This is a genomic window from Arthrobacter sp. NPDC055138 (genome assembly GCF_053607305.1).
The window spans coordinates 134,536-157,050 of the sequence record NZ_JBSGTH010000001.1 but is presented as its reverse complement, the minus strand read 5'-3'; the positions used below and the strand labels follow the sequence as shown (position 1 = coordinate 157,050).

The following is a 22,515-nucleotide window of genomic DNA, read 5'->3' as shown; positions in this document are numbered from 1 at the left end:
GGTTGCGTTGGCTAGGCTTCAGCTATGACCGTGAGCAGCCCTGACCATCTGGACGATACCGATCTTGCGGCCTGGCTGGTGCGCGCCGCTGGCACCCTGGCCAATGGCATGCGATCCGGGGTGACCACTTTCGAGGAGAAGACCAGCATCTCCGACGTGGTCACCGCTGCCGATCACGCCGCGGAGAAGCTGGTGGTGGACACGCTGCGGGAGCTCCGGCCGGACGACTCCATCCTGGGCGAGGAAGGCTCCAACCATCTGGGGGCCTCGGGCCGGACCTGGGTGATCGACCCGGTGGACGGGACCTACAACTTCTTGACCGGCGGCCACTACTGGTGCTCGGCGCTGGCTCTGACCGACGACGCCGGATCCCGGCTGGGGGCCGTCTACCACCCGGCCGAGGACGTGCTGTGGCTGGGCGGCCGGGACCTGCCCACGGTCCGGAACGGCTTGCCGGTGGGGGAAATCGTCAGCGCACCCTTGGCGGACAGCTGCGCGGCGGCGTACCTGCACCACACGTACCTGCGGGACGAGGCCGCGGGTGAACCCTATTTGCGCACGCTGCTGGGTTCGGCCACCTACCGCAGCTGGGGGTCGGCCTCCTGCGAGCTTGCCGCAACCTCCGCCGGGCTGTTCGGGGTCTGGTACCAGCAGGGGCTGCCGGACTGGGACTGGCTGCCTGGCCAGGCCTTGGTGGAAGCGGCAGGCGGGACCACCGCCGTCGTGGAGGTCGGTGGCTACCGCTGGTCGGTGGCGGGCGGCCGGCAGCAGGTGGCCGAGGCGGTCACCCTGTTGCAGGGGTGACCGCCACCGGTTTCCGTGCCGCCCGGCGTGGCATAGTGGGGCTGTGGAAAAGACCTATGAAACCCTCCAGCTGGAATGCCTCGGCGAATTGGCCACGATTGTCATCAACCGCCCCGCCTCGCTCAACGCGCTGAACACCCAGGTGGTGGCCGACCTGGCGCAGTTCGTTGCCGACATCCGGTCGCCCGAAGGCCAGGAAGTCCGCAGCATCCTGATCACCGGCGCCGGCGAGAAGGCGTTCGCAGCCGGCGCCGATATCCGCGAACTGGCATCGATGGGACCCGACGAAGCAGAGGCGCACAGCGCGGCCATGCAGGATCTGACCCGCGTGCTCGAGACCCTGGACCTGCCCGTGATCGCCTGCGTCAACGGGTTCGCTTTGGGCGGGGGCCTGGAACTGGCGCTGGCCTGCGACTTTATCTACGCCACGCAGAACGCCAAGTTCGGCCTGCCGGAAGTCGGGCTGGGCCTCATTCCGGGCTTTGGCGGAACGGTGCGGCTGCCGCAGCGGGTCGGCCCCGGGAGGGCCAAGGAGTTGATCTACACCGGCCGCAGCATCGGCGCCGATGAGGCGCTGCGGATCGGTCTGGCCAACGCCGTTTTTGCCACCAAGGACGACATGCTGGACGCCGCGGCCGCTACCTGCCGGGAGATTTCCGCGAAGTCCCCGGCCGCCGTCGCCAATGCCAAGCGGACGGTCGATGCGGCGCTCGGCCTTCCCACTGCCGAGGGACTCCGGCTGGAGCGCCGGGCCTTCGGCGAGGCCTTCACCACGGAGGATTCGCGGATCGGCCGGGAGGCCTTCCTGGACAAGGCGGCGCCCGCCTTTACCGGGCGTTAAAGGCGGGCGCGGGCTGGCCGCTCGGCAGGAGCCGGCCGGTCGGAATCGGTCAGCGGGCGGTGCGGCGCCAGGCCGGATCGTACTGGGTGGCCAGGCGTGCCAGAGTCAGGGCTGCCAGCATCAGGCCGAAGTCCCGCAGGGCCACGTCGTAGAACCCCGACAGCGTCAACAGATTGATGATGATGCCCGCCAGCCAGAGCGCCACAACGTAGGCGGCGTAGCGGGGCTTGATCCAGACCAAAATGCCCGCGGCGATCTCGATGACGCCGACAATCAGCATTGCGGTGTGGGCGCTGAAGGGGAGCAGGCTGACAACCCACGGCGCCAGATACTGTTCCCAGTTGGTGAGCAGGTTGAAAAACTTGTCCAGCCCCATCAGGATCGGCAGGACGGTGAATCCCAGTCTGAGCATCCAGAACGCGCCGTAGGCGGGATCGGTCCGTACCCGCTGCAGCGTTGGAGTCGTGGTAGCCATCGGAACCTCCGGTAAATTCTAAAAACCGAATAAGTATTTTTAGAATCCTCCGAACGCCGGGGAATGTCAATGGACGCCTGCCAGTCCGCAGCTAATGCTCCGGACGCCAGGCTTCCGTCTGCGTCAGCCGCTTGATGACGGCGGGGCCGCCGATGCCGGACAGGACGGATCGCTCGCCGACGATGACCAGCAGGCTGCGTGCGCGGGAGGCCCCCACATAGAGCATCTCGCGGGCACGCGCCGGATCAGCGAACCCGTTGACTGCCAGCACCACCACGGACCGTTCCAGTCCTTTGAAACCCAGCACGTTTCCGTAGAACACGTCCTTGTCGTCGAAAAAGGCGTCCCAGTATCCGCGCCAGCCCAGCGCATCCACATCCTGCTGCTGAACCGGATGCTTCCGCTTGGTGGTCAGCAGGGCCACCTGCTGCGGGGCCCAGCCCTCCCGTTCAATCAGCTGGTTAACCGCATCGTCCGCCCGCTCAATAACGGTGCCGGCCGGTGCCTCGACCAACCGGATCCGGGGCCCGGAGAGGCCCCGGGGGATTGCCAGTTCGGTGGACAGCGCGCCGGACAGTGCAGCGATTTGCTTGGTATTCCTCAGGTTCTCGTTCAGGACGAAGGGCGGCGCCTCGATCGGCGGCCGTCCCTCGCGGCCGAAGATCCGCTGGTCGTCGTCCATGAAGACATACAACGCACCGGCGGCTGGATCCTTCAGGCACACCAGCACGGACTCCCACCAGAGCGCACCGAAGTCCTGGCCTTCATCGACCACGATGGCGTCGAAGAGCTCCGCGGGCGGCTGGACCTTGGCCAGGCGTTTGAGCGTCCGGGGCAGGTAATGCTCGTAGTACTGGTTGGTCAGCAGCCGGGGATCCAGCGGATGGTGCGCTCCCCAGCGCACCGGCAGGTCGTGGAACATACCCACGTGGGCTGGGCGGTCGGCCGGCTTCCAGCCAGCGGTTTCCGTCTCGAAGTAGCGGGCCAGGCCGCGGCTGTAGCAGAGCAGCGCCACCCGCTTTCCGGCGCGGGCCAGCCGGCGGGCCTGTTCCAACGCCAGCCACGTCTTGCCCGTCCCCGCACCGCCAATGATCCGTGCCCGCGGCTGGTTTTTAAGCACATCTAGGATCGCCGCCTGGTCGCGGGTCATCTGCTCGGCGCGCCCTTCGTGCTCCGCCGCCGCGGAGAGGGCACCGTTGCCCGGCAGCGGGCGGGTCAGCTGCGCCAGAATGCGTTCGGCGACGTCCGGCGTGGTGTCGCCGTCGCCGTCGCCGCAGAAGTTGATCGCCTCCCGGACGGCATCGTCCGGATACTTCAGGTCCTGGCTGCCGATCACCATCGCGCGCCTCAGGCCGGGGATGTCCCAGTGCCGGGGTATGGACGTGTAGGGAAAGGCCAGCAAATGGGCGAAACGGACCTTCCGGCCAAGCCCCAACTGGGCGCCGAGATAGCGCTGGAGCATGTGCCTGCCGTCCTGGACTTGGACCAGCGGATCTTTGATGCGGTGCTGCTGGCCGTTGCTGGCCTGGTACCACTGCCCCGACTCGAAGCTGACATGGCCGCCCTTGACTTCGATCGCCGCGATGCCGACGCCGGGCCAAATGACGAGCAGGTCGATCTCCCGCTCGGTGCCGTTCTCAATGATGTTGACGGAGTGCAGCAGCGCGGCGGACGGCGGCAGCGTACGCACCAGCGCCTCCCAGACCTCGCGTTCGGCATGCCGGTCCCGGCCGAACTCAGGCTGTTCCGGAAAACAGCGCGGCATACCTCCCCCTCACATCAACGCAGTGGCTTACCACACAGACTACCTAATGCAAGTCGTCGGTCGGCCTGCGCTGGTCTCCCGCAGGATTTCGGCGCAGGCCGGCGTGCAATGCTCAGCAAACGTGGCAATTCGTTGCCGTGCCAGCGGCCGTTCTGTAGCGTTAAGCCAAGTGGCAGCTGATGAAGGCGGCGCACGCGGCGCCGTTCCTCAGCGGATTGAGGATGATCATGGCAACTGTAGATGAAACCGTCGAGATCGCCCGGCCCGCCCAGACGGTCTACGCCGAGTGGCTGCGCTTCGAGTCCTTTCCCTTCTTCATGCACGGCGTGAAATCCGTGATCCGCACGTCGGACACCACCCACCATTGGGTCACCAAAGTGGGCGGCGCGCAGCGCGAATTCGACACCACCGTGACCGAGGAAGTGCCCGGGCAGCGCATTGTCTGGAGCGGCGAAGGCGGCGTCAGCCACGGCGGGACGGTGACCTTCGGAGCGGTTGACGCCGACACCACGTCAATGCATGTCCATATCGACTGGCAACCGGGGTCGCTGCTGGAGAAGGCAGGGTCCACTCTGGGCTCGGACCATAGGGAAGTGCGCAACGAGCTCTGGCGCTTCAAGGAATTCGTGGAGTCGGGCGGATCCGAAACCCATGACCTGGGCGACAAGAACTTCTACGGCGGGACCTTTGCGGGCGGATTCCCGCCAAAGCAATCCTCGCAGCCGGACATCCCCCGCAACGAGGACACCTACGCCTACAGCCGCGATCCCGACCTGAGCGAGGCGGAGCGCCGGAGACTGCGCGGCAGGAAACAGGGCCAGGCCCGGGAAGACCACGACGAACCGAGCGAGTGGGCCGACGATCCGATGCTGGACGACCCCGCGCTGCGCGAACCGCGGACTACGGAAGAGAGCCCCGGTTCAGGCAGCTAGCTGCTTCCGTCCCCACGCCCGAGACCGGCTGCCGTGGTCAGGAACGCGCGCTGATCCGGTCGATGGAGTCCGCGGCCCGCTGCGCCAGTTCCTCGGACAGCGGCGCACTCTTGGCGGATTTCGCGGCGTCCGCCTGTCCTTCGGGGCTCAGGACGTAGTGCCCGAAGGCCTTGATCAGGTCCACCTTGCTCTGGTCCTCATACGTGGTGCAGTAGATGTGGTAGGACACCAGCATCAGCGGATAGGCCCCGGCCGCGGTGGTCGCCCGGTCCAACTCCAGCGCCAGATCGTACGCCGGCCTGCCCTCGACCTGCTTGGCCTGGTCCAGAGCCGTGGCGGCTGCTTCGGCGCTGACCGGCACAAAGTCATCGCCGACTTTGAGGCTGGCCTTGCCCAGCGGGGCTCCAACGGCGGAATCGTCGGCGTAGGTTACGGCGCCCTTGGTGCCGGCCACCATGCTGACCACGCCGGTGGTCCCCTGGGCGTTCTCGCCGGCGAATTCTGCCGGCCACGTGTCGCTCGGCTCGGCCGTCCAGGTATCGGGCACGACGGCATGGAGATACTCGGTGAAGGTCTCCGTGGTTCCGGAGTCCTCGGAGCGGTTCACTGGAGTGACCGGCAGATCGGGCAGCTCAACGCCCGGGTTGTGCTGTGCAATGGCCGGGTCGTTCCAGGACTTGATCTCTCCCTGGAAGATTTTTGCGATGGTCTCGGCGTCCAGATTCAACTCGGTGATGCCCGGGAGGTTGAACGCCACGGCGATCGGTGAAATGTACGCCGGGACGTCGAACGCGCCGTCGGGGCCGCAGATCTTCCGCGACAGTTCCACTTCCTCGTCATCGAGGTAAGCGTCAGAGCCGGCGAAATCGACGGCGCCGGCCAGGAAAGCGGTGCGGCCGGCACCGGAGCCGTCGGGCGAGTACTGAACCTGCGCATCGGCATGCAGCAGGCCGAAGCCGGCCACCCATGCGTCCATTGCCGCATTCTGCGACGATGCCCCCGCGCCCGTCAGTGTGCCGGACAGCGAGGAGCCCTGCTCCGCGGCGGATTCTTGCGCCGGACCCAGTGGGTAATCGGAACCGCAAGCGGCCAAGGACAAGGATATGAGGGCGGCGGCCCCTAGGGCGGCCGCGCGGTGTTTCAGCTCAGGCATCCGAACCAGCGTACCGGTGCGCTGGCGCGAACCCAAGGCGCTGCCGTCCAATGCATCGATAATCCTTTCGGGCTGTACTACACACCACACCCTGTGCCCGCGGGCGCGTCAACGCCCTAAGTGCACGGGACACCTGACAGGATGGAGGCAATGACGGCCGGCGGAAGGCGGAGGGCATGAAAACTGCGGTGCTGATGATCGATTTGCAGAACGCGTACTTCGAGGACCCTGCGTTGGCCAGCCGGCAGCAAAGCGTCGTGGAGGCAGCGAATCTGCTGACCAGGACCGCGACGGCGGCGCAAGTACCGGTGCTGATGGTCCGCACCGAACACCGGCGGGACCGCTCCACCTGGACGCTGAGCATGCTCGACGACGACCAGGGTTTCATCTTCGAGGACACCGAGCAGGCCGCCTTCCTGCCCGGGCTGCAGACAGAAGGGCTGGAAAGCCTCGTCAAGACCCGTGACAGCGCATTTTTCGGTACCGATCTGGCCGAACGGCTGCGCCGCGGCGGGGTGGAACGGCTGGTGCTAGCGGGCGTTGCCACCCACAACTGCGTGGCACAGACGGCGGCCGATGCGTTCGCCCACAACTTCCGTGTGGTCTTTGCCAAGGACGTCATTGCCTCGACGAACGAAGAATATGCCGGCTCCATGCTGCAGATCCTCAGCGACGAATACCGCCAGCCGGTGTTGGGGCGAGGCGCCATCGCTGAGCTGTTGGCCGGGGCCCGTGAACGCTAGCCTGACCGCTCAGTCCTAGGGGCCTAGCCCTGCCCGCTGAGTCCTAGCGGCCTAGTCCTGCGAGAGCAGGTGGCACCAGGAATCCGTCAGTGTCTCCAAGCAGGTTTCGCGGTCCACGAACCAGCCGGACCTGATCCACCGCTGCGACAGGTACTCAAGTTGACCGAAGGCGAGCACGCACCGGATGCGCCGGCTGGCCGGATCAAACCGGTCGGCCCGGTCCAGGCCGGCGGTCATGTCCGCGGCTACGTCGCGGAGCCAATCCTCCAACGTCTTGGCCACTTCCGGTTCCATCGGGGCCGCCTGGTAGACCGCGTGGAGGTACGGGCGGGTCGCCTCCCACTGTTCGAATTTGCGGTTGAGCCAAGTCCGGACCAAGTCACGCTTGCCCAGTTCCACCACGGTTGACAGGGACGGGTCATCCACGCTGGTGAGGATGGCGTCCACGGTCTTGACCACCTCGCCCATCAATTGTGCCTTCGACGCGAAGTGCAGGTAGAAGGTGGTCCTGGTGGTGCCGGCACCAGCCGCGATGTCATCGATGGTCGTGGCCGCATAGCCCTTGGACTCGAAGAGTTCCAGACCGGTATCCAAGAGGAGTTGCCTGGTCTGCTGTTTCTGGACTTCGCGGAGTGTTGCCATGGGTCACAGGATAGTCGTTGGCGGTGCCGGCTCCTGACAGCGCGGCGATTGCGGCGCGGAAAGCGGCTCCGCCGAAACGCCTGCCGCGCCCGGAACGACGCGCCTCCGCAACTCTGACGCGGTAAAACGACGCTACGCACGTTCACTTGACACTATGTTGTCTGAGTCACTAGTGTTGTCGCCATCACAGCGTCTAATGCGCCAAGTCACACTGGGTGGGCCCGTCGCGAAGAAGCTTCAGACCACCGGCACGCTAGGTGTTACCCGTTCCGCATCATCAAGGAGTTCCATATGAGCCAGGGCCAGGCGACCGCTTCGTCACCGCAGTCTTATCCACCGCCGCAGGCACCGACGGTGGACACCACGCCGGCCCGCACCAAGGGCACTCTGGCCGCCGCCTCGCTGGCGGTCATGGTGGCGCAGATTGCCAACGCGCTGCCCGGCGCCCTGAACGGCGAGTTCCAGTTGACCTTTAACACGTTTGGCTCCCAGTTGACCTGGATCACGGCAGCCTTCATGATCCCGGTGGTGGTCTTTGAGCTGACGTTCGGCGTGCTGGGCGACAAATACGGCCACCGCAAGCTGGTCCTCGGCGGTGCGGTACTGGTCATGATCGGTTCGCTGGTCTGCGCAATTTCGCCGACAGTGCAGGCCATGTGGATCGGCTCGGCCATCAATGGTCTGGGCGCGGGCGCCATCTTCCCCGCGTCACTCGCACTGGTCGCGTCGGTTGCCCGGACTATGCAGGAGCGGGTGCGGGGCATCGCGATCTGGGCGGGCTTCCTGTCCGCCGGTTCGGCCTTTTCGCCCCTGCTCGGCGGAATGTTCGCCGGCTTCGGCTGGTGGCGCGGCGCGTATGCCGTCGTGGTGCTCACCGGCCTTGCCGCCCTGCTGCTGACCGCGCTGCGTTCTGCCGAGGCCAAGGTGGCCCGGGAGCGCCGGCTGGACATCTGGGGACAGATCACCTTCGCGCTGGGCCTGATCCTGATTCTGTTCGGCCTGGTGCAGGGTCCCGAAGACGGCTGGACCGCTTCCCACGTGCTGACCGCCCTGGTCGCCGGTGCCGTCCTGCTGGCAGTCTTCGTGGTCATCGAACTACGGGTGGAATCGCCGCTGCTGGAACTGAAGCTGTTCCTGAACCGCCAATTCACCATCGCCTCGATCGTTGCCGTGGTCGGCATGTTCGCCTTCCTGGGCGCCTGCTTCTCCACGAGCATGTGGCTGGGCCCGGTGCAGCACCAGAACCCGCTCTACCTCGGCCTGCTGTTCCTGCTGCTGCAGGGCCCGGCGTTCGTCTTGATCCCGCTGCTCTCCCGGCTCCAGGCGCGGGTCTCCTCTCGCTGGCTGATGACCTTCGGATTCCTCGCCATGAGCGCGGGCGCCTTCATCAACTCCACCGCAGACGTGACCAACCGCGACGTGACCACCTTTATCCTGCCGTCCCTGCTGGTCGGGCTGGGCTTTGCCTTCACCCTGAGCCCGATGACTGCCGTTGCCGTGAACTCGGTGCCGCGGGAACTGACCGGCATGGCCAGCGCCACCACCAACCTGCTGCGCGACCTCGGCTTCGCCCTGGGCCCCGTGCTGGTAGGCGCCATCGCCCTGTCCGCCGCGGGCGGCCAGTTGATGGGCTCGCTGCAGACCTCCGGTCTGGCACCGGATCAGCTGGGCCCGGCGATCGGCATCGCCGAAGCCGGCGGCCCCATCGCCCTCAACAGCATCCCTGAGGGTGTTCCCGGATCGGGCGCCAGCCAGTTCGCGCTTGAGGCCCTGGGCAGCGGATTCACCCACGCCTTCCTGGTGGTTGCCATTGCAGCCCTGGCCGCGGCCTTGCTTAGCTTCTTCGGGCTACACGGTGTCCGCGGGACCGATCAGGAGGCGGAAGCAGTGGACGCCGCAGCCTAGTCCCTCCGCGGCCCATCCCGCAGTAATAAGGAAGCCGGCCATCCCCCTGAGGGATGACCGGCTTCCGTGTGTCGCACGGGGAGGACCAGCGAATGCTTAGTGCTCTGCCTCCGCCTGCAGCCGGCGGACGAAAGGGGCACAGGCGACGGCAACGAGGCCCAGGATGCCGCCGACCGTAAAGGCGACGCGAACGCCGTCGACCAGGGCGACATCGTCCGCGATGCCGCTCGAGGCCGCCATGGTGGTGCCGATGGTCATGGCCGCGATCAGCACGGCGGTGCCGGCGGCGCCGGCCAACTGCTGCAGCGTGTTCATGATGGCGCTGCCGTGGCCGTACTGCTCTCGCGGCAGGGCTCCCAGCGCGACAGTCATCAGCGGCGTCATCAGCATGGCCATGCCGATGCAGAACACCGTGTGGAAGGCCACGATCAGGGCGACCGGGGTGTCAATGTGGACACTGCCCAGCAGCCACTGTCCGCCGGCCAGCAGGACCGAGCCCGGAATGACGATGGGGCGGGGGCCGACCTTGTCATAGACGCGGCCGACGATCGGGGAAACGATGCCCTGGATCAACCCGCCCGGGAGCAGGGCCAAACCGATGGTCAGGGTGCTCAGCCCCATGCCGTTCTGCATGAAGATGGGCATAACCATGACGGTGCCCAGCATGGCCGCCATGGCGATCATGACAATGACCAAGGAGATGCGGAAGTTGTGCACCTTGAGCGGGCGCAAATCCAGCAGATCCGACGCGGTCCTGCGCAGGGCACGCTGGCGGATGACGAACAGCACCAGGGAGATAAAGCCGACAACGAAGGCGACGAGCGGCGCCCAGGCCCCTTCCAGTAGGTCGGCAATGGAGGAGAGCGCATACACGATGCCGCCGAAGGCGAAGGCGGACAGGACGACCGATAGGACATCCAGCGGAGCCTTGCGGCTCTCCTTGCCGGTTTTGATCGCGAAGACGCCGAAGAGGAACACGATGAAGGCAACCGGGATCATCAGCCCGAACACCCAGCGCCAGTTCAAGGAGTCGATAATGATGCCGGACAGGGTGGGGCCGATGGCCGGAGCCACGGAAATCACCACGGAGTTGAGGCCCATTACCGTGCCTCGGTGCTGGACCGGAACAGATGTCAGCGTGGTGGTCATCAGCAGCGGCAAGATGATCGCGGTGCCGCCGGCCTGGACGATACGGGCGATCAGCAGGACCGCGAAGGTTGGCGCAATGGTGGCCAGCGCCGTGCCCACGATGAACAGCAGCATCGCGGCGACGAAGAGGCTCTTGGTGGTGAAGCGCTGAAGCATAAAGCCGGTGGTCGGAATGACCACCGCCATGGTGAGCATGAAGCCTGTGGTCAGCCACTGCGCGGTGGTGGCCTGGATGCCGAGATCGGCCATCAGGTTAGGCAGGGCGACGGTCAGCACGGTCTCGTTGAGGATCATGATCAGCGCTGACAGCACCAGCGCGGCGATCACGGCGGCGACGCGCTTGGGCGAGACCCTCTCGGGCTCCACGGCCCTTGCCGCCTCCACCCCTCCGGGCGGAACTTTCTCCTCTAGGACGTCTTTCATGGACACCTTTCTGGTCGCTTAAAGGGGTGGCGGCTTTCGCCGGTGTATTACTTACAAAAGTATAAGTATATCGGAAAGGGGAGAGAGGGCCTGAGCGGTCTCAGCTCGGTTCCCCGATCAGGGCGGCCAAGCGCTGCAGGGCCGGAAGGCTGGATGCGAGCTGCTCCTGCTCCTGGGGGTGGAGCTTCGCGGCCGCAGCACCGAGCGCCTCTGCCCATGCCGTTTCCAAGAGAGTCCTGATGCGCTGCGATTCCACGGTGGGGTGCAGTGTGACGTAGCGCTTGTCTGCCGCGTCGCGGATGCGGGTCACCAGGCCGCGGGCAACCAGCTCGCGGAGCTGTGTGCTGACGTTGCTGAATTGCCGGTCCAGCCGGGCGGCGACTTCTGCGACGGTGATACCGGGCTGGGATTCGATCACTCGCATGATGTCCACCATGCCGTTCGGCAGCAGCGGGATCCCCGCATTTTCATGCGATTTCCGGCGCACGTCGGACGAGATGTCGATTAATGCCACGGCAAGCCGGCGGTGGTCCAGGGCCTGGCCCTGCACGGCCCCGGGCTGGGAATTCTCCATCCCACAAGCATAAGATGCGGCGCTTGGCAGGACGCCGGGCTGCCGTTGAGAGCCCGCATCCAGTCCATCGATGAGGACCCTAGCCCGCGGGCAGCGTGCGACGTAGCCTGAGGTGACTACCGCCAGGAGGGACGTGCCATGGACCAGGACATCCACAAGTACATCAACGCGCTGGTCGAGAAGGAACAGCAACTGCGGGACTCCATGCCGGACGAGTCCGACAAGGCCTCCGCCCGCGCCGCCGAACTCCGCCGTCTGGAGGAACAGTTGGACCAGTGCTGGGACCTGCTGCGCCAGCGCCGGGCCAAGCGCAAGGCCGGCGAGGATCCCGGCGAAGCGGAAACCCGACCGGTGGACGAGGTGGAACACTACCGGCAATGACACGATCGGCGCCCCGGAGGTCGGGATCAGCCCGGCCTGCAGACCGGAGTCCTTCACAGCCCTTGGTAGCCGGGTGAAGGGCGGGTTGAAGCGCCCGGTGCTGCGCTGCGCCGTCGTGCTTGGGGGCTAAACGCTTAGGCGCCCTTTGACGCCTTGGAGGACTTGGATCCGGACTTTTTCTTGGCGGGGGAGTCGGAGGTGGACTTGGCTTCGCGGTTCTTCTCCACGCTGCGGCGCAGCGCCTCCATCAGGTCCAGGACCTTGCCGCCTTCTTCCTCTTCCTCTACGCCGAAGGTCTTCTCCGTGTCCAGGGCCTCGCCCTGCTCCAGCTTCGCCTCGATGAGGGTGCGGAGTTGTTCCTGATACTCGTCGGTGTAGTCGGCGGGCGTGAAGTCCGAGGAAAACGAATCCACCAGCGCCGCCGACATTTCCTTCTCTTTGGCGGAGATCCGTACCGTCTCTTCCAAGGACGGGAAACTGGCCTCCCGCACTTCGTCCTCCCATAGCAGGGTCTGGAGCATCAGGACCTTGCCGCGGACGCGCAGCGCGGCCAGCCGGGTTTTTTGCCGCAGCGCGAACTGCACGATGGCCGTGCGGTCAGTTTCCTCGAGCGTCTTGCGCAACAGCACGTAGGCCTTGGAGGACTTCGAATCCGGCTCCAGGTAGTAGCTGCGGTCGAACATGATCGGATCGATCTGCTCGCTCGGCACGAACTCGACCACTTCGATTTCGCGGCTCTTTTCTACCGGCAGCGACTTGAAATCCTCGTCGGTGATCACCACCGTGTGCTCGCCGTCGTCGTACGCTTTGTCGATGTTCTGGTAGTCGACCGTCTTGCCGCAGACCTCGCAGCGGCGCTGGTACCGGATGCGGCCGCCGTCCTTGTCATGGACCTGGTGCAGGCTCACATCGTGGTCTTCGGTGGCGCTGTACAGCTTGACCGGCACGTTGACCAGCCCGAAGGCCACGGCTCCCTTCCAGATGGCTCTCATGGCACTAGTGAACACCCGCGGGCAGTACAAAGCCAGAGGCAAGCCACTAGCCAATCGGTCAGGCGGCGGACAGACTGGCGGTATGCCCACCCGGAAATCCAGCCAGCAGGAGACCGTCACCGTTGATGGACACCGGCTCAGGCTCACCAACCTGGACAAGGTGCTGTATCCGGAGACCGGGACCACCAAGGCGGAGGTCATTGCCTATTACTCCGAGATTGCCCAGTACCTGATTCCGCATGCGGCCGACCGGCCGGTCACCCGCAAGCGGTGGGTCCACGGAGTGGGCACCGCGGCGGAACCGGGCCAGGTCTTTTTCCAGAAGAACCTGGACAAGTCGGCGCCCGACTGGGTCAAGCGTCACGCTATTGAACATAAGAGCAATACCAACGTCTACCCACTGGCCAATGACCGGGCCACCCTGACCTGGCTGGCCCAGATTGCCGCCCTGGAAATTCACGTTCCGCAATGGAAGTTCGGCCCGCGCGGCAAAATCAACAACCCGGACCGGATGGTGCTGGACCTGGATCCGGGCGAGGGCGCCGGGCTGCCGGAGTGCGTCGAGGTAGCATTCCTGATCAAGGACATCCTGGAGGGGATGGGGCTTGACCCGAGGCCGGTCACGTCCGGCTCCAAGGGGATCCATCTCTACGCCGGGCTGGACGGCAAGCAGACATCCGACGAGGTCAGCCAGGTGGCCCACGAACTGGCCCGCCTGCTGGAGGCCGACCACCCGGACCTGGTGGTCAGCGACATGAAGAAGTCGCTGCGCCAGGGCAAGGTGCTGGTGGACTGGAGCCAGAACAACTGGGCCAAGACCACCATTGCCCCGTACTCGCTGCGTGGCCGGCCGCATCCCACCGTGGCGGTGCCCAGGACCTGGCAGGAGCTGCAGGACCCGGACCTCACCCATCTGGACTTCCGGCAAGTGCTGGAGCGGGTCAAGCAGATCGGCGACCCGCTCTCCGGCATGGCCGGCGGCAGCGCCGACGAGGAGTCGCTGGCCGCGGCGCCGGCGGCCGACCGGCTCAGCGTCTATCGTTCCATGCGCGATCCGGACCGGACACCCGAACCGGTGCCGGCGGCCATCGCCCCGCGGGATGCGGACCAACCGGTCTTCGTGATCCAGGAGCACCACGCGCGCCGCCTGCACTACGACGTGCGGCTGGAGCATAACGGGGTGCTGGCGTCCTGGGCCGTGCCCAAGGGACCTCCGGTTACGGCGGGCAAAAACCATCTGGCCGTCCAGACCGAGGACCACCCGATGGAATACGCCACCTTCGAGGGCACCATCCCCAAAGGCGAATACGGCGCCGGGGTGATGAACATCTGGGACAGCGGCACTTATGAGGTGGAGAAGTGGCGCGACGGCAAGGAAGTCATTGTGGTGCTGCATGGCCGCCCGGAGGGCGGTTTGGCCAACGACGGCGGTCCCGCCGGCGCGCGCCGGTACGCCTTGATCCACACCGGCGGCGAGGGCGGCAAGAGCAACTGGCTGATGCACCTGATGAAGGACCAGCCCCGCCCTGAAGCCGGTACGGTGCAGAACGCACCGTCGAAGGACAAGGACAAGAATGACCAGAGAGTCGCCAGTGGGACGGCGACGCCGGCCGGCGCCGAACCTGCGCCGTGGAATGCTGGTATGCCGCAGCCGGTCAAGCCCATGCTCGCGGTCCAGGGTACGGAGGCCTCCATCGACGAGGACGACGGCTGGGCGTATGAGATGAAGTGGGACGGGATCCGCGCCGTCGCCGTCGTGGCGGAGGGCGACGTGCGATTGATCAGCCGCAACGGCCAGGATATGACCAAGACCTATCCGGAGCTCTCGGACCTGCCGGATCACGTACTGGCCCAGACTGCGGTGCTGGATGGCGAAATCGTCGCGCTCGACGCCAAGGGCCGGCCGGACTTCGGCAGACTCCAGAACCGGATGAATCTGGTGAAGACGGCCGATATTGAGCGGGCCGCGAAAAAGTATCCGGTGGAGTATTTCCTCTTTGATTTGCTGGAATTGGACGGAACGGCAACGCTTGGGCTGGAATACTCCCAACGGCGCGAAATCCTCAAGGAAGCGGTGGAAGCGCCCGAGGACGGACACATCCAGGTTCCGCCGGAACTGGACGCCGCCGTGGAAGAAGCCGTTGCAGCCAGCCGGGAGGTCGGTCTGGAAGGGATTATTGCCAAGCGGACGGACAGCACCTACGCGCCGGGCCTACGGACAAGGAGTTGGATCAAGATCAAGCACCTGCTGACCCAGGAAGTGGTCATTGTGGGCTGGCGGCCGGGTAAGGGTTCCCGCGCGCGGAAAGTCGGCTCCTTGCTGGTGGCCGTGCCCGACGGCGTGGAATTGAGCTACCTTGGCCGCGTCGGTTCCGGCCTGACCGAGCGGGAGCTGGCCGAGATTGGATCCCGGCTGAAGAAGATGTCCCGCAAGACCCCGCCCCTGGAAGGCGTGCCGGCGGCGGATGCCTCGGACGCGCACTGGGTCCGGCCCGCGCTGGTCGGCGAGGTGCAGTTCAGTGAACGTACCGAGGCCGGGAAGCTGCGGCATCCGGTCTGGCGTGGCTTTCGGCCGGATAAGAAACCGTCGGACGTCGTCGTCGAAATCCCGCAACTCCAGCCCTGACCGGACGGCCCCGGAAGCTTAAAAGTTTTTGCACCGAACCCCTATCATTCTGCGGATGAATCGTTAGTCTTTACCCAGAGGAACTTCAGGGGGAAGTTTCCGGGGGATGTTTCTTGGGGAAGAAGGCAGAACCTCATGGGGAGTTCATTTAAGCCGACTATTCGCGACGTCGCCGAGCGGGCAGGAGTCTCGCTGGCAACGGTGTCTTATGTTTTGTCCGGCCGGCATGGGGGTTCAACCCGGATCAGCGAGCCGACCAAAGCCAGGGTGGTGGAGGCCGCCAAGTCGCTGGGCTACGTGCCAAACCACGCGGCACGCGGCATGCGGCGCGGCCGGACGGACACGGTCGCCGTCGTGGTGGAAAACCTGGATTCGGCTTGGGACCGGCAGTTGGCAGAGGTAGCCAACCGAGTGCTTCCGGAACACGGCTACCGGGTGGTGGTCCTGCTGGGCCAGGAGGCCTGGCGGAACTTCATGCTCTCCGGCGGCGCAGACGGCGCCATTTTGGGCTTCAGCACCGAAACGCCGGAGGAAGACCACACCCTGCGCGACCTCGCGGACCGCGGCGTGGCGCAAGTGGTGGTGTCGCAGTTCCAGCAGCCGGACGGCTTCGATGTGGTCTCCGTTGACGCCGAAGCGGGCATCGCGCAGGCGGCCGCGTACTTGGCCGCCAGGCATAGCCGCATCGCGGTGCTGCACCGCGGCGGGCCGGCCCCGGGTCCCCGGGGTACCCGGCTGGGGCTGTTCCGGCAGGCCATGGCCGACCTCGGCGTCGAACTGGACGAGAACCTGGTCCGGGCAACGCACGGATCGTGGCGTGAGTCGTACGAGGTGACAGGCGAGCTCCTGAAGCTGGCCGATCCGCCCACGGCGTTCTTCACCACCGCGGATCTGGAGGCACTGTGCGTCTCCGGTTCCGTTACTGCGGCCGACCTCCGGATCCCGGAGGACGTGGAAATCATCGGGGTAGAGACCTCTGACCTGGGTCACCACTCCGATCCACCGTTGAGTTCGGTTGGCCCGGATCCACTGGTGGGCACCGTGGTGGACCTGCTGATCGACCGATTGGAGGGGCGTACGCCGACCAATGGACGCCTGGTTCCGGCGCCGTGGAAGCTGCACCACCGGGGGACCACTGTGGCCGGTGCACCCGGCGAGGCTGCCGCGGACGGCTCAGACGAGGCCGCCGACAGCATTTCCAACGGGGTGCCCTAGCCGAGCCCGCACTAGAGTGCAGGGATGGACTGCACGCGGCACAGCTACGGCCCGGATCCCAGCCAGTACGCCGAGCTCTACCTGCCTGCGCGGCGCCGGTACGCGACCGTCGTCGTGCTCATTCACGGCGGTTATTGGCGCGCCGCGTACGGGGCCGAGTTGGCACGGCCGTTGGCGGCGGACCTGGCCGGGCGCGGCTGGATCTGTTGGAACGTCGAGTATCGCCGGGCGGGCAACGGCGGCGGCTGGCCGGAAACGTTCGACGACGTTGCCTCCGGCATCGACCACCTCGCCATCATTGCGCAACGGCTGGGATTCGCCGCCGACCACGTGGTGGGGTTGGGCCATTCGGCGGGCGGGCAGCTGGCGGTGTGGGCCGCCGGGCGGGGCCGGCTGCCGGCGGGAACCCTTGGACTGAGCGTGCCCGGGGCGGCTCCGCGCGTGCAGTTTGATGCCGTGCTCAGCCAGTCCGGTGTGCTGGACCTGGCGCGCGCGCATGAGTTGGGCCTGAGCGGCGGCGCGGTGGAGAACCTGCTGGGCCGCCACCGGGGAAGGGCTGCGGCGGGCCCCGCACTAGGGCTTGGCGGGGAAGACACCGGACCGGAGGGCGCCGGCCCGGATGGATCTGATCCCTACCGGCTGGCAGACCCGCTCCGGAACCTGCCGCTGCCGGTGCCGGTCTACGCCTTCCACGCGGAGCAGGATGCGGACGTGCCGCAGGAGCTGTCGGAGCGCTATGTGGCCGCCGCCCACGCGGCAGGCGGCGAGGCCGAACTGATCATCGTTCCCGGGGACCACTTCGACCTGATCGATCCTGCCTCGACGGCCTTTGCCCGAATCCGGCAGGTGCTGGAGCTGCTGGGCTGACGCCGCTGCCGCAACCGGCGCTGCTCTGCTACCTTGGCAGTGTGCTCACGGTCATAGGCGAGGCGCTGGTGGACGTGGTCCGGTCCGACACCAGGCCGCCCCGTGCGCATGTCGGCGGAAGCCCGATGAACGTGGCGGTGGGGATGGCGAGGTTGGGCCATGCCGTCCAGTTCGTCGGCCGGTACGGCAGGGACCAGTACGGGGACCTAATCCACGGCCATCTGCGCCGCAACTCCGTGCTGGTGCCGCTGGACCCGGATGCCTCGCCCACCAGCACCGCCACCGCCAGCCTGGATCCCACCGGTGCCGCCCGCTACTCGTTTGACCTGCTCTGGGAACTGCCGGAGCTCGAGCAGGTCCGGCCCCGCCTCCTCGATGAGACGGTCTGGCTGCACACCGGCTCGATCGCCACCATGCTGGAACCCGGCGCGCACAAGGTGTTCCGGACCGTGCAGCGGGCGCACCCCAGGGCCCTGGTCAGCTACGACCCGAACTGCCGGCCCACGCTGATCACCGACCGGGACTTTGCCCGCCGCCAAGCCGAAAAGTTCATGGTGCTGGCGGACGTGGTCAAGGCCTCCAACGAAGACCTGGAGTGGCTGTACCCGGACCGCACCGTAGAAGAGACGGCACGGGACTGGCTAAAGCAAGGGCCGGCCGTAGTGGTAGTCACGCACGGGGCCAAGGGCAGCTGGGGAGTGGTCCGCGCCGGATCGGCCCAGGTCGCCGCTCCGGCGGTGCCCGTGGTAGACAGCGTGGGAGCCGGCGACGCCTATATGTCCGGGCTGCTCGATGCCCTGCTGGCGGCAGGGTTTTCCGGCTCCGCGCGGCGGGAGAGGCTGCGGGACATGGCCACCTCCACGCTGGAAGACCTGATGGTCCACGCCGCCCGATCCGCAGCCATCACGGTATCCAGGGCAGGGGCCAACCCGCCGCATCGGGACGAGTTGGGCTAGCCCGGCGTCCGGCGGCCGCTTCGTCCCTAGACTGGTGCAATGCGCCTTATCGCCAGCGACCTGGACGGAACCATCATCGGCCGGGACGGGAAAATCAGCCCCCGCACCGTCTGTGCCTTCCGCAGCGCCGCGGCCGCCGGCGTCGAAATTGTCTTTGTGACCGGCCGTCCGCCGCGCTGGCTCACCCCGCTGGCCGAGCAGATCGGCCACCGCGGCCGGGTGATCTGCTCCAACGGCGCCGTGGTCTATGACCTGGAGTCCGGCCAGGTTCTCTCGGCACAGGCGCTGCCGTACCAGAACATCCTCGACGTGCGCCGCATCATCCTGCGCCTGCACCCGTCGGCGACTTTCGCGGCGGAAACCACCGAGGGCTTTCACCTGGAACCGGGCTTTCTCCAGCCAGGCACGGTGGAGCTGCTGGACGGCATCGTGCCCAAGCTGCTGCCGGAGAGCCTGCGCCGCTCCGATGCGGTGGTGAAGCTATTGGCCCGCGGAATCGACCTGGACCCGGACGATTTCCTGGCGGAAGTTGGCCCGGCGGTGGGCCATCTCGCGGCCGTTACGCATTCGGCGCCGGGCAACCCGCTGCTGGAAATGGCCCGGCCGGGAGTCAACAAGGCGGTCACCCTGGCCGAGTACGCGGGGTCGCTGGGCATCGACCCCCTGGACGTGGTGGCCTTCGGCGACATGCCGAACGACATCGAGATGCTGCAGTGGGCCGGGGCGGGGTACGCCATGGCCTCCGGACATCGGCGGGCTCTCGAAGCGGCTCCGTTCCGTGCTCCGGCTTTTCATGACGACGGCGTTGCCCAAGTGATCGAGGACCGGTTGGCGGGCCGTCCGCAGACACCGCGGGGACCGTTGGCCACCGCCTGATTCCTTGGCTCAGGAGCCGAGGCCGGCTCCAACCGCCGCCTGCAGGCCGGCGTCCGGGCCTTCGGAAAGATACCGTCGGGCAAACCAGCTGGGGCCCACGGTCCGTTGCCTCGCGGGCAGGTCCACGTCCGCGCAAATCAACTCTTCAAACAGGCCGGCCTCGGCGGAAATGCCGGCGCCCGGCGCGGTAATGAAGCTGTGGCCCGGGCCGTTCCACGCCACCGCCGGCGCAGGTCCGCCGCGCCGGGCCAGTGCACGGAACCAGCCGTCACGCCCCGCGCTTCCACCGGGCACCAGCAGCAGTTGGGCGCCCTCGTCGGAAACCAGTCGGCGGCGCGATCGGTCGGCGCCGCAGGCGGCCGCACCGGCTTCGTCCTCGGTCGCCAGGCACATCAGGCGCCCGTTCAGCGGCACCACAGCGGCGGAGGCCGTGCAGGCCTGTAGCTCGCCGGCGGCGTCCAGCAGCCAGAGTTCGGTGTCGCTGCCGGCGGCTACCGCCACACCGTGGCGCGCGGCAAGCACGCCCAGCTCGCGGCGGAAGCCCGGTGCGAAACCCGAGGGGAGCACCAGCAGTTGGGCGCTCCGGCCGGCAGCTTGTTCCAGCCAGCGCCGGCTGCGCAGCACAGCACCGTCGCCGTGCAGCCCGGTGGCCTGCACAAGGGCAATGCGCATGGGTTCCTCCTGGTCGGCAACGGCGGGCGGGCCGGTAGAGTACCGGATGTGAGCAGCGCCAGCCCGTACTTCAATCCTACGTTTCCCGGGTCCGGGCAGAACCGGCCGCTGGCAATGTCCCACCGTGGCTTTTCCTTGGCGGGGCAGGAAAACTCGATGGCCGCCTTCCGCGCCGCCGTCGAATTGGGCTTCCGCTACCTGGAAACCGACGTCAGGACCACCCGCGACGGCGTCCTGATGGCGTTCCACGATCCAACGCTGGAACGCACCACCGACGGGCGTGGCGAACTCACCGCGCACACGGCCGGACAGTTGGCGCAGTTGCGGATCTCCGGGGAGCCGATTCCCACCTTCGAGGAGCTGCTGGCCGCATGGCCGGATGTATGCCTCAACGTGGATGTGAAGGACATGGCCGCGGCGGACGAGCTGGCCCGGCTGATCGAGGCCTATGGGGCGCATGACCGCGTACTGGTGGCGTCATTCTCGGACCGCCGGCGCTTCCGTGTGCTCCGAGGGCTTCGCCAGCCGGTCGCGGGCTCGGCCGGCGTGTATGCCACCGCAGGAATTTATCTGCTGGGCTTCGTGGGGCTGGCCAAACCGCTGGCCCGGCTGCTTCGGGTGCACGCCGTGCAGGTGCCGGTGAAGTACGGCCGGGTCACGGTCCTTACGGAAGGATTCGTGCGGCGGTGCCACCGCGCCGGCCTCCAGGTGCATGTGTGGACCATCAACGAGCGCGCCGAAATGCAGCGGCTGCTGGCACTCGGCGTGGACGGATTGATCTCCGACCGTGCCGACATCCTGGCCGACGTCATGGCCGAACGCGGCAACTGGCCGCAGAGGGAGACAACATGAAGGTCTTGATTGCACCGGACAAGTTCAAGGGAACGCTCTCTGCGGCCGAGGCTGCCAGCGCAATGGCCGACGGCGTGCTGCGTGTCTATCCGGATGCCCACGTGCAGTTGCTTCCCCTGGCCGACGGCGGCGAAGGCACCTTGGAGGCCGCTCTGGCCGCCGGCGCGACGGAGCACACCGACCGCGTCGTCGGACCCTTGGACCGGGAAGTGACCGCGTCCTGGGCGATGTTTGAACGGCCGGATCGCAAAATCGCGGTGATCGAGACCGCGCGCGCTTCCGGACTGCTGCTCACCGAACCGAGTGTGCAGTCGGCACTGGCGGCCCATTCCTACGGCAGCGGCCAGTTGATCGAGGCGGCCCTGAACGCCGGCGCCACCGAAATCGTGCTGGGCGTCGGCGGCTCCGCCATGACCGACGGCGGCTCCGGCGCCCTGCGTGCCCTCGGCCTGAGCATTTACAACGACGGCGGCGCCGAAGTGCTGCTCGGCGGTGCCGCCTTGGCTACGGCCGAGCTCTTGGATGCAGCCGGCTTGGACCCGCGGTTGACTGCGACCATCATCCGGATTGCGGCTGATGTGGTCAATCCCCTGTACGGCCCGGACGGCGCCGCGCACGTCTTCGGTGAACAGAAGGGGGCCGATGCGGTCTCGCGCCGGCTGCTGGACGAAGCGCTGCAGCGCTGGTCGCAGCTGCTGCTGCAGGCAACAGGCCGCGACGTGAACGTAGAAGGTGCCGGGGCGGCGGGCGGCTTTCCGTCCGGCTTCATGGCGCTGGCCGATGTCCGCGTGGAGCGGGGCTTCGATGTTGTCGCAGACCTCGTGGGGCTGGACGCGGCGCTGGCCGATGCCGACCTGGTGCTGACCGGCGAGGGCTCGTTGGACCGGCAATCGGAGTTCGGCAAGGTGCCGCTGGGCGTGGCCGGACGCGCCCACGCACGGGGAATCCCCGCCGTCGTGGTTGCTGGCCAGATCAGCCTGGCGCCGGACAAGCTGGCGGAATACGGCGTGCATGCGGCCGCCAGCCTGGTGGAGGCGGCCCGCGGCGAGGAGCAGGCGATGGCGCACGCCGCGCGCTATGTCACGTTGGCCACGCAGCAGGCCCTCGAAGGGGCCTGAGCCAGCGGCCAGACCTATCATGAGGGCATGAGCAGTACCTTGGTCCCGTCCGCTGCGGCGGTGCGTCAGCGCTTCCTTCCCTCCCTCGTTCTCTGGCTGGCCCTTCCGATGGCGGTGCTGGTGCCGCTCTGGGTGGTGGCGGGACGGGCGCTGTTCGGGATCGGCGGCCAGATGGTGCTGTGGCTGGGCATCAGCCTGGGCCCGGCGCTGCTGGTGCTGCTGTTGCTGACCGGCATCAAGCTGGCCGAGGCGGCGCGCCGGGGCGTGCTGCTTCCGGTGCGGGCAGCGGTGGCACCGGCCCTCGCCTGGCTGGCGGCGATCGCCTTTGGATTCACCGTTCCGGACTTCGGCGGCGGGGCCGGAGACGGTACCTCCGTCATGTCGCTGCTGGCCGGTCCGTCCGCCCTGGGGATGTCCACCGCGCTGTGCAACCCGTGCGGCATCATCGCGGTGGCGCTGACGATCGCGTCCACCGTGTTCGCCTTCCGCGCCGCGGCCGCTGACAGGAAGGCAGCGGGCCCCGCGCCCGGCCAGTGACTAAGCCGCCGGCGGCT

The 22,515-nt window shown here is 67.1% G+C and carries 22 protein-coding genes; 14 read left to right on the top strand and 8 right to left on the bottom strand.

What is annotated here, in order from left to right:
* Window positions 1-24 precede the first annotated feature (24 nt).
* Window positions 25-804: an inositol monophosphatase family protein gene (locus ACWF5H_RS00780; protein ID WP_452034208.1), complete on the top strand. Its 780-nt coding sequence runs from the start codon at window positions 25-27 to the stop codon at window positions 802-804.
* Between the two features lie 43 nt (window positions 805-847).
* A complete protein-coding gene (locus tag ACWF5H_RS00775) occupies window positions 848-1,645 on the top strand; it encodes an enoyl-CoA hydratase/isomerase family protein (protein ID WP_452034206.1) in 798 nt (265 codons plus the stop codon).
* 49 nt (window positions 1,646-1,694) lie between these two features.
* Here the strand turns inward: ACWF5H_RS00775 and ACWF5H_RS00770 are convergent, their stop codons facing one another.
* Together ACWF5H_RS00770 and ACWF5H_RS00765 are read right to left on the bottom strand one after the other, a co-directional pair.
* Entirely contained in the window at window positions 1,695-2,120 is a 426-nt protein-coding gene (locus ACWF5H_RS00770; RefSeq protein WP_364651783.1) for a hypothetical protein, read from the bottom strand.
* A gap of 91 nt (window positions 2,121-2,211) precedes the next feature.
* On the bottom strand, window positions 2,212-3,885 hold the full coding sequence (locus ACWF5H_RS00765; protein ID WP_452034205.1) for an NERD domain-containing protein: 1,674 nt from the start codon (window positions 3,883-3,885) through the stop codon (window positions 2,212-2,214).
* A 227-nt stretch (window positions 3,886-4,112) separates the two neighbouring features.
* Between ACWF5H_RS00765 and ACWF5H_RS00760 the strand changes: the two genes are divergently transcribed.
* Window positions 4,113-4,817 (top strand): SRPBCC family protein, encoded by a 705-nt coding sequence (locus tag ACWF5H_RS00760; RefSeq protein WP_452034203.1) that lies wholly within the window; start codon window positions 4,113-4,115, stop codon window positions 4,815-4,817.
* A 37-nt stretch (window positions 4,818-4,854) separates the two neighbouring features.
* Here ACWF5H_RS00760 and pstS read toward each other — a convergent pair whose 3' ends face one another.
* Complete coding sequence (gene pstS, locus ACWF5H_RS00755) at window positions 4,855-5,970, bottom strand: phosphate ABC transporter substrate-binding protein PstS (RefSeq protein ID WP_452034201.1); 1,116 nt, start codon at window positions 5,968-5,970, stop codon at window positions 4,855-4,857.
* 176 nt (window positions 5,971-6,146) lie between these two features.
* On the opposite strand from pstS, the gene ACWF5H_RS00750 reads away from it, so the two are divergent.
* Complete coding sequence (locus tag ACWF5H_RS00750) at window positions 6,147-6,713, top strand: cysteine hydrolase family protein (RefSeq protein ID WP_452034200.1); 567 nt, start codon at window positions 6,147-6,149, stop codon at window positions 6,711-6,713.
* A gap of 51 nt (window positions 6,714-6,764) precedes the next feature.
* Here the strand turns inward: ACWF5H_RS00750 and ACWF5H_RS00745 are convergent, their stop codons facing one another.
* On the bottom strand, window positions 6,765-7,355 hold the full coding sequence (locus tag ACWF5H_RS00745) for a TetR/AcrR family transcriptional regulator (protein ID WP_364651774.1): 591 nt from the start codon (window positions 7,353-7,355) through the stop codon (window positions 6,765-6,767).
* Between the two features lie 291 nt (window positions 7,356-7,646).
* On the opposite strand from ACWF5H_RS00745, the gene ACWF5H_RS00740 reads away from it, so the two are divergent.
* Window positions 7,647-9,260, top strand: coding sequence for an MFS transporter (locus tag ACWF5H_RS00740; protein ID WP_452034199.1), 1,614 nt, complete (start codon window positions 7,647-7,649; stop codon window positions 9,258-9,260).
* Window positions 9,261-9,356: 96 nt separating this feature from the next.
* Here ACWF5H_RS00740 and ACWF5H_RS00735 read toward each other — a convergent pair whose 3' ends face one another.
* Window positions 9,357-10,832 carry an MDR family MFS transporter gene (locus ACWF5H_RS00735; protein ID WP_452034198.1) on the bottom strand — a complete coding sequence of 492 codons (1,476 nt, stop codon included), beginning with the start codon at window positions 10,830-10,832 and terminating at the stop codon, window positions 9,357-9,359.
* A 100-nt stretch (window positions 10,833-10,932) separates the two neighbouring features.
* Window positions 10,933-11,406: a MarR family winged helix-turn-helix transcriptional regulator gene (locus ACWF5H_RS00730; protein ID WP_452034197.1), complete on the bottom strand. Its 474-nt coding sequence runs from the start codon at window positions 11,404-11,406 to the stop codon at window positions 10,933-10,935.
* Between the two features lie 138 nt (window positions 11,407-11,544).
* Between ACWF5H_RS00730 and ACWF5H_RS00725 the strand changes: the two genes are divergently transcribed.
* A complete protein-coding gene (locus ACWF5H_RS00725; RefSeq protein ID WP_364651764.1) occupies window positions 11,545-11,787 on the top strand; it encodes a DUF2630 family protein in 243 nt (80 codons plus the stop codon).
* 134 nt (window positions 11,788-11,921) lie between these two features.
* Here the strand turns inward: ACWF5H_RS00725 and ku are convergent, their stop codons facing one another.
* Entirely contained in the window at window positions 11,922-12,779 is an 858-nt protein-coding gene (gene ku / locus ACWF5H_RS00720) for a non-homologous end joining protein Ku (RefSeq protein ID WP_452034195.1), read from the bottom strand.
* A gap of 82 nt (window positions 12,780-12,861) precedes the next feature.
* Here ku and ACWF5H_RS00715 point away from each other — a divergent pair, with 82 nt between their 5' ends.
* The 5 genes from ACWF5H_RS00715 to ACWF5H_RS00695 all read left to right on the top strand — a co-directional run bounded on the left by ACWF5H_RS00715 (window position 12,862) and on the right by ACWF5H_RS00695 (window position 19,319).
* Window positions 12,862-15,405 (top strand): ATP-dependent DNA ligase, encoded by a 2,544-nt coding sequence (locus ACWF5H_RS00715; protein WP_452034194.1) that lies wholly within the window; start codon window positions 12,862-12,864, stop codon window positions 15,403-15,405.
* Between the two features lie 135 nt (window positions 15,406-15,540).
* Window positions 15,541-16,620 (top strand): LacI family DNA-binding transcriptional regulator, encoded by a 1,080-nt coding sequence (locus tag ACWF5H_RS00710; protein WP_364651758.1) that lies wholly within the window; start codon window positions 15,541-15,543, stop codon window positions 16,618-16,620.
* A 24-nt stretch (window positions 16,621-16,644) separates the two neighbouring features.
* Window positions 16,645-17,487, top strand: coding sequence for an alpha/beta hydrolase (locus ACWF5H_RS00705; RefSeq protein WP_452034193.1), 843 nt, complete (start codon window positions 16,645-16,647; stop codon window positions 17,485-17,487).
* A gap of 41 nt (window positions 17,488-17,528) precedes the next feature.
* On the top strand, window positions 17,529-18,443 hold the full coding sequence (locus ACWF5H_RS00700) for a carbohydrate kinase family protein (RefSeq protein WP_452034192.1): 915 nt from the start codon (window positions 17,529-17,531) through the stop codon (window positions 18,441-18,443).
* A gap of 39 nt (window positions 18,444-18,482) precedes the next feature.
* Window positions 18,483-19,319: an HAD family hydrolase gene (locus ACWF5H_RS00695; protein ID WP_452034191.1), complete on the top strand. Its 837-nt coding sequence runs from the start codon at window positions 18,483-18,485 to the stop codon at window positions 19,317-19,319.
* Between the two features lie 9 nt (window positions 19,320-19,328).
* On the opposite strand, the gene ACWF5H_RS00690 is transcribed toward ACWF5H_RS00695, so the two are convergent.
* Window positions 19,329-19,991 (bottom strand): hypothetical protein, encoded by a 663-nt coding sequence (locus ACWF5H_RS00690; RefSeq protein WP_452034190.1) that lies wholly within the window; start codon window positions 19,989-19,991, stop codon window positions 19,329-19,331.
* Between the two features lie 114 nt (window positions 19,992-20,105).
* On the opposite strand from ACWF5H_RS00690, the gene ACWF5H_RS00685 reads away from it, so the two are divergent.
* From ACWF5H_RS00685 to ACWF5H_RS00675, 3 genes are read left to right on the top strand one after another with little or no spacing between them, the layout of a single operon-like run.
* A complete protein-coding gene (locus ACWF5H_RS00685) occupies window positions 20,106-20,843 on the top strand; it encodes a glycerophosphodiester phosphodiesterase (RefSeq protein ID WP_452035293.1) in 738 nt (245 codons plus the stop codon).
* The gene (locus ACWF5H_RS00680; protein ID WP_452034189.1) at window positions 20,840-21,961 is read left to right on the top strand and encodes a glycerate kinase; all 1,122 of its coding nucleotides are present in this window, start codon (window positions 20,840-20,842) and stop codon (window positions 21,959-21,961) included. The genes ACWF5H_RS00685 and ACWF5H_RS00680 overlap by 4 nt, the downstream gene beginning before the upstream one ends.
* A 27-nt stretch (window positions 21,962-21,988) precedes the next feature.
* Window positions 21,989-22,498 (top strand): hypothetical protein, encoded by a 510-nt coding sequence (locus ACWF5H_RS00675; protein ID WP_452034188.1) that lies wholly within the window; start codon window positions 21,989-21,991, stop codon window positions 22,496-22,498.
* Window positions 22,499-22,515: the final 17 nt, after the last annotated feature.

Coding starts and splice junctions, on each gene's coding strand:
- ACWF5H_RS00780 (WP_452034208.1), top strand. CDS start 25: ATGACCGTGAGCAGCCCTGACCATCTGGACGATACCGATCTTGCGGCC.
- ACWF5H_RS00770 (WP_364651783.1), bottom strand. CDS start 2,120: ATGGCTACCACGACTCCAACGCTGCAGCGGGTACGGACCGATCCCGCC.
- ACWF5H_RS00765 (WP_452034205.1), bottom strand. CDS start 3,885: ATGCCGCGCTGTTTTCCGGAACAGCCTGAGTTCGGCCGGGACCGGCAT.
- ACWF5H_RS00760 (WP_452034203.1), top strand. CDS start 4,113: ATGGCAACTGTAGATGAAACCGTCGAGATCGCCCGGCCCGCCCAGACG.
- pstS (WP_452034201.1), bottom strand. CDS start 5,970: ATGCCTGAGCTGAAACACCGCGCGGCCGCCCTAGGGGCCGCCGCCCTC.
- ACWF5H_RS00750 (WP_452034200.1), top strand. CDS start 6,147: ATGAAAACTGCGGTGCTGATGATCGATTTGCAGAACGCGTACTTCGAG.
- ACWF5H_RS00745 (WP_364651774.1), bottom strand. CDS start 7,355: ATGGCAACACTCCGCGAAGTCCAGAAACAGCAGACCAGGCAACTCCTC.
- ACWF5H_RS00740 (WP_452034199.1), top strand. CDS start 7,647: ATGAGCCAGGGCCAGGCGACCGCTTCGTCACCGCAGTCTTATCCACCG.
- ACWF5H_RS00735 (WP_452034198.1), bottom strand. CDS start 10,832: ATGAAAGACGTCCTAGAGGAGAAAGTTCCGCCCGGAGGGGTGGAGGCG.
- ACWF5H_RS00730 (WP_452034197.1), bottom strand. CDS start 11,406: ATGGAGAATTCCCAGCCCGGGGCCGTGCAGGGCCAGGCCCTGGACCAC.
- ACWF5H_RS00725 (WP_364651764.1), top strand. CDS start 11,545: ATGGACCAGGACATCCACAAGTACATCAACGCGCTGGTCGAGAAGGAA.
- ku (WP_452034195.1), bottom strand. CDS start 12,779: ATGAGAGCCATCTGGAAGGGAGCCGTGGCCTTCGGGCTGGTCAACGTG.
- ACWF5H_RS00715 (WP_452034194.1), top strand. CDS start 12,862: ATGCCCACCCGGAAATCCAGCCAGCAGGAGACCGTCACCGTTGATGGA.
- ACWF5H_RS00710 (WP_364651758.1), top strand. CDS start 15,541: ATGGGGAGTTCATTTAAGCCGACTATTCGCGACGTCGCCGAGCGGGCA.
- ACWF5H_RS00705 (WP_452034193.1), top strand. CDS start 16,645: ATGGACTGCACGCGGCACAGCTACGGCCCGGATCCCAGCCAGTACGCC.
- ACWF5H_RS00695 (WP_452034191.1), top strand. CDS start 18,483: ATGCGCCTTATCGCCAGCGACCTGGACGGAACCATCATCGGCCGGGAC.
- ACWF5H_RS00690 (WP_452034190.1), bottom strand. CDS start 19,991: ATGCGCATTGCCCTTGTGCAGGCCACCGGGCTGCACGGCGACGGTGCT.
- ACWF5H_RS00685 (WP_452035293.1), top strand. CDS start 20,106: ATGTCCCACCGTGGCTTTTCCTTGGCGGGGCAGGAAAACTCGATGGCC.
- ACWF5H_RS00680 (WP_452034189.1), top strand. CDS start 20,840: ATGAAGGTCTTGATTGCACCGGACAAGTTCAAGGGAACGCTCTCTGCG.
- ACWF5H_RS00675 (WP_452034188.1), top strand. CDS start 21,989: ATGAGCAGTACCTTGGTCCCGTCCGCTGCGGCGGTGCGTCAGCGCTTC.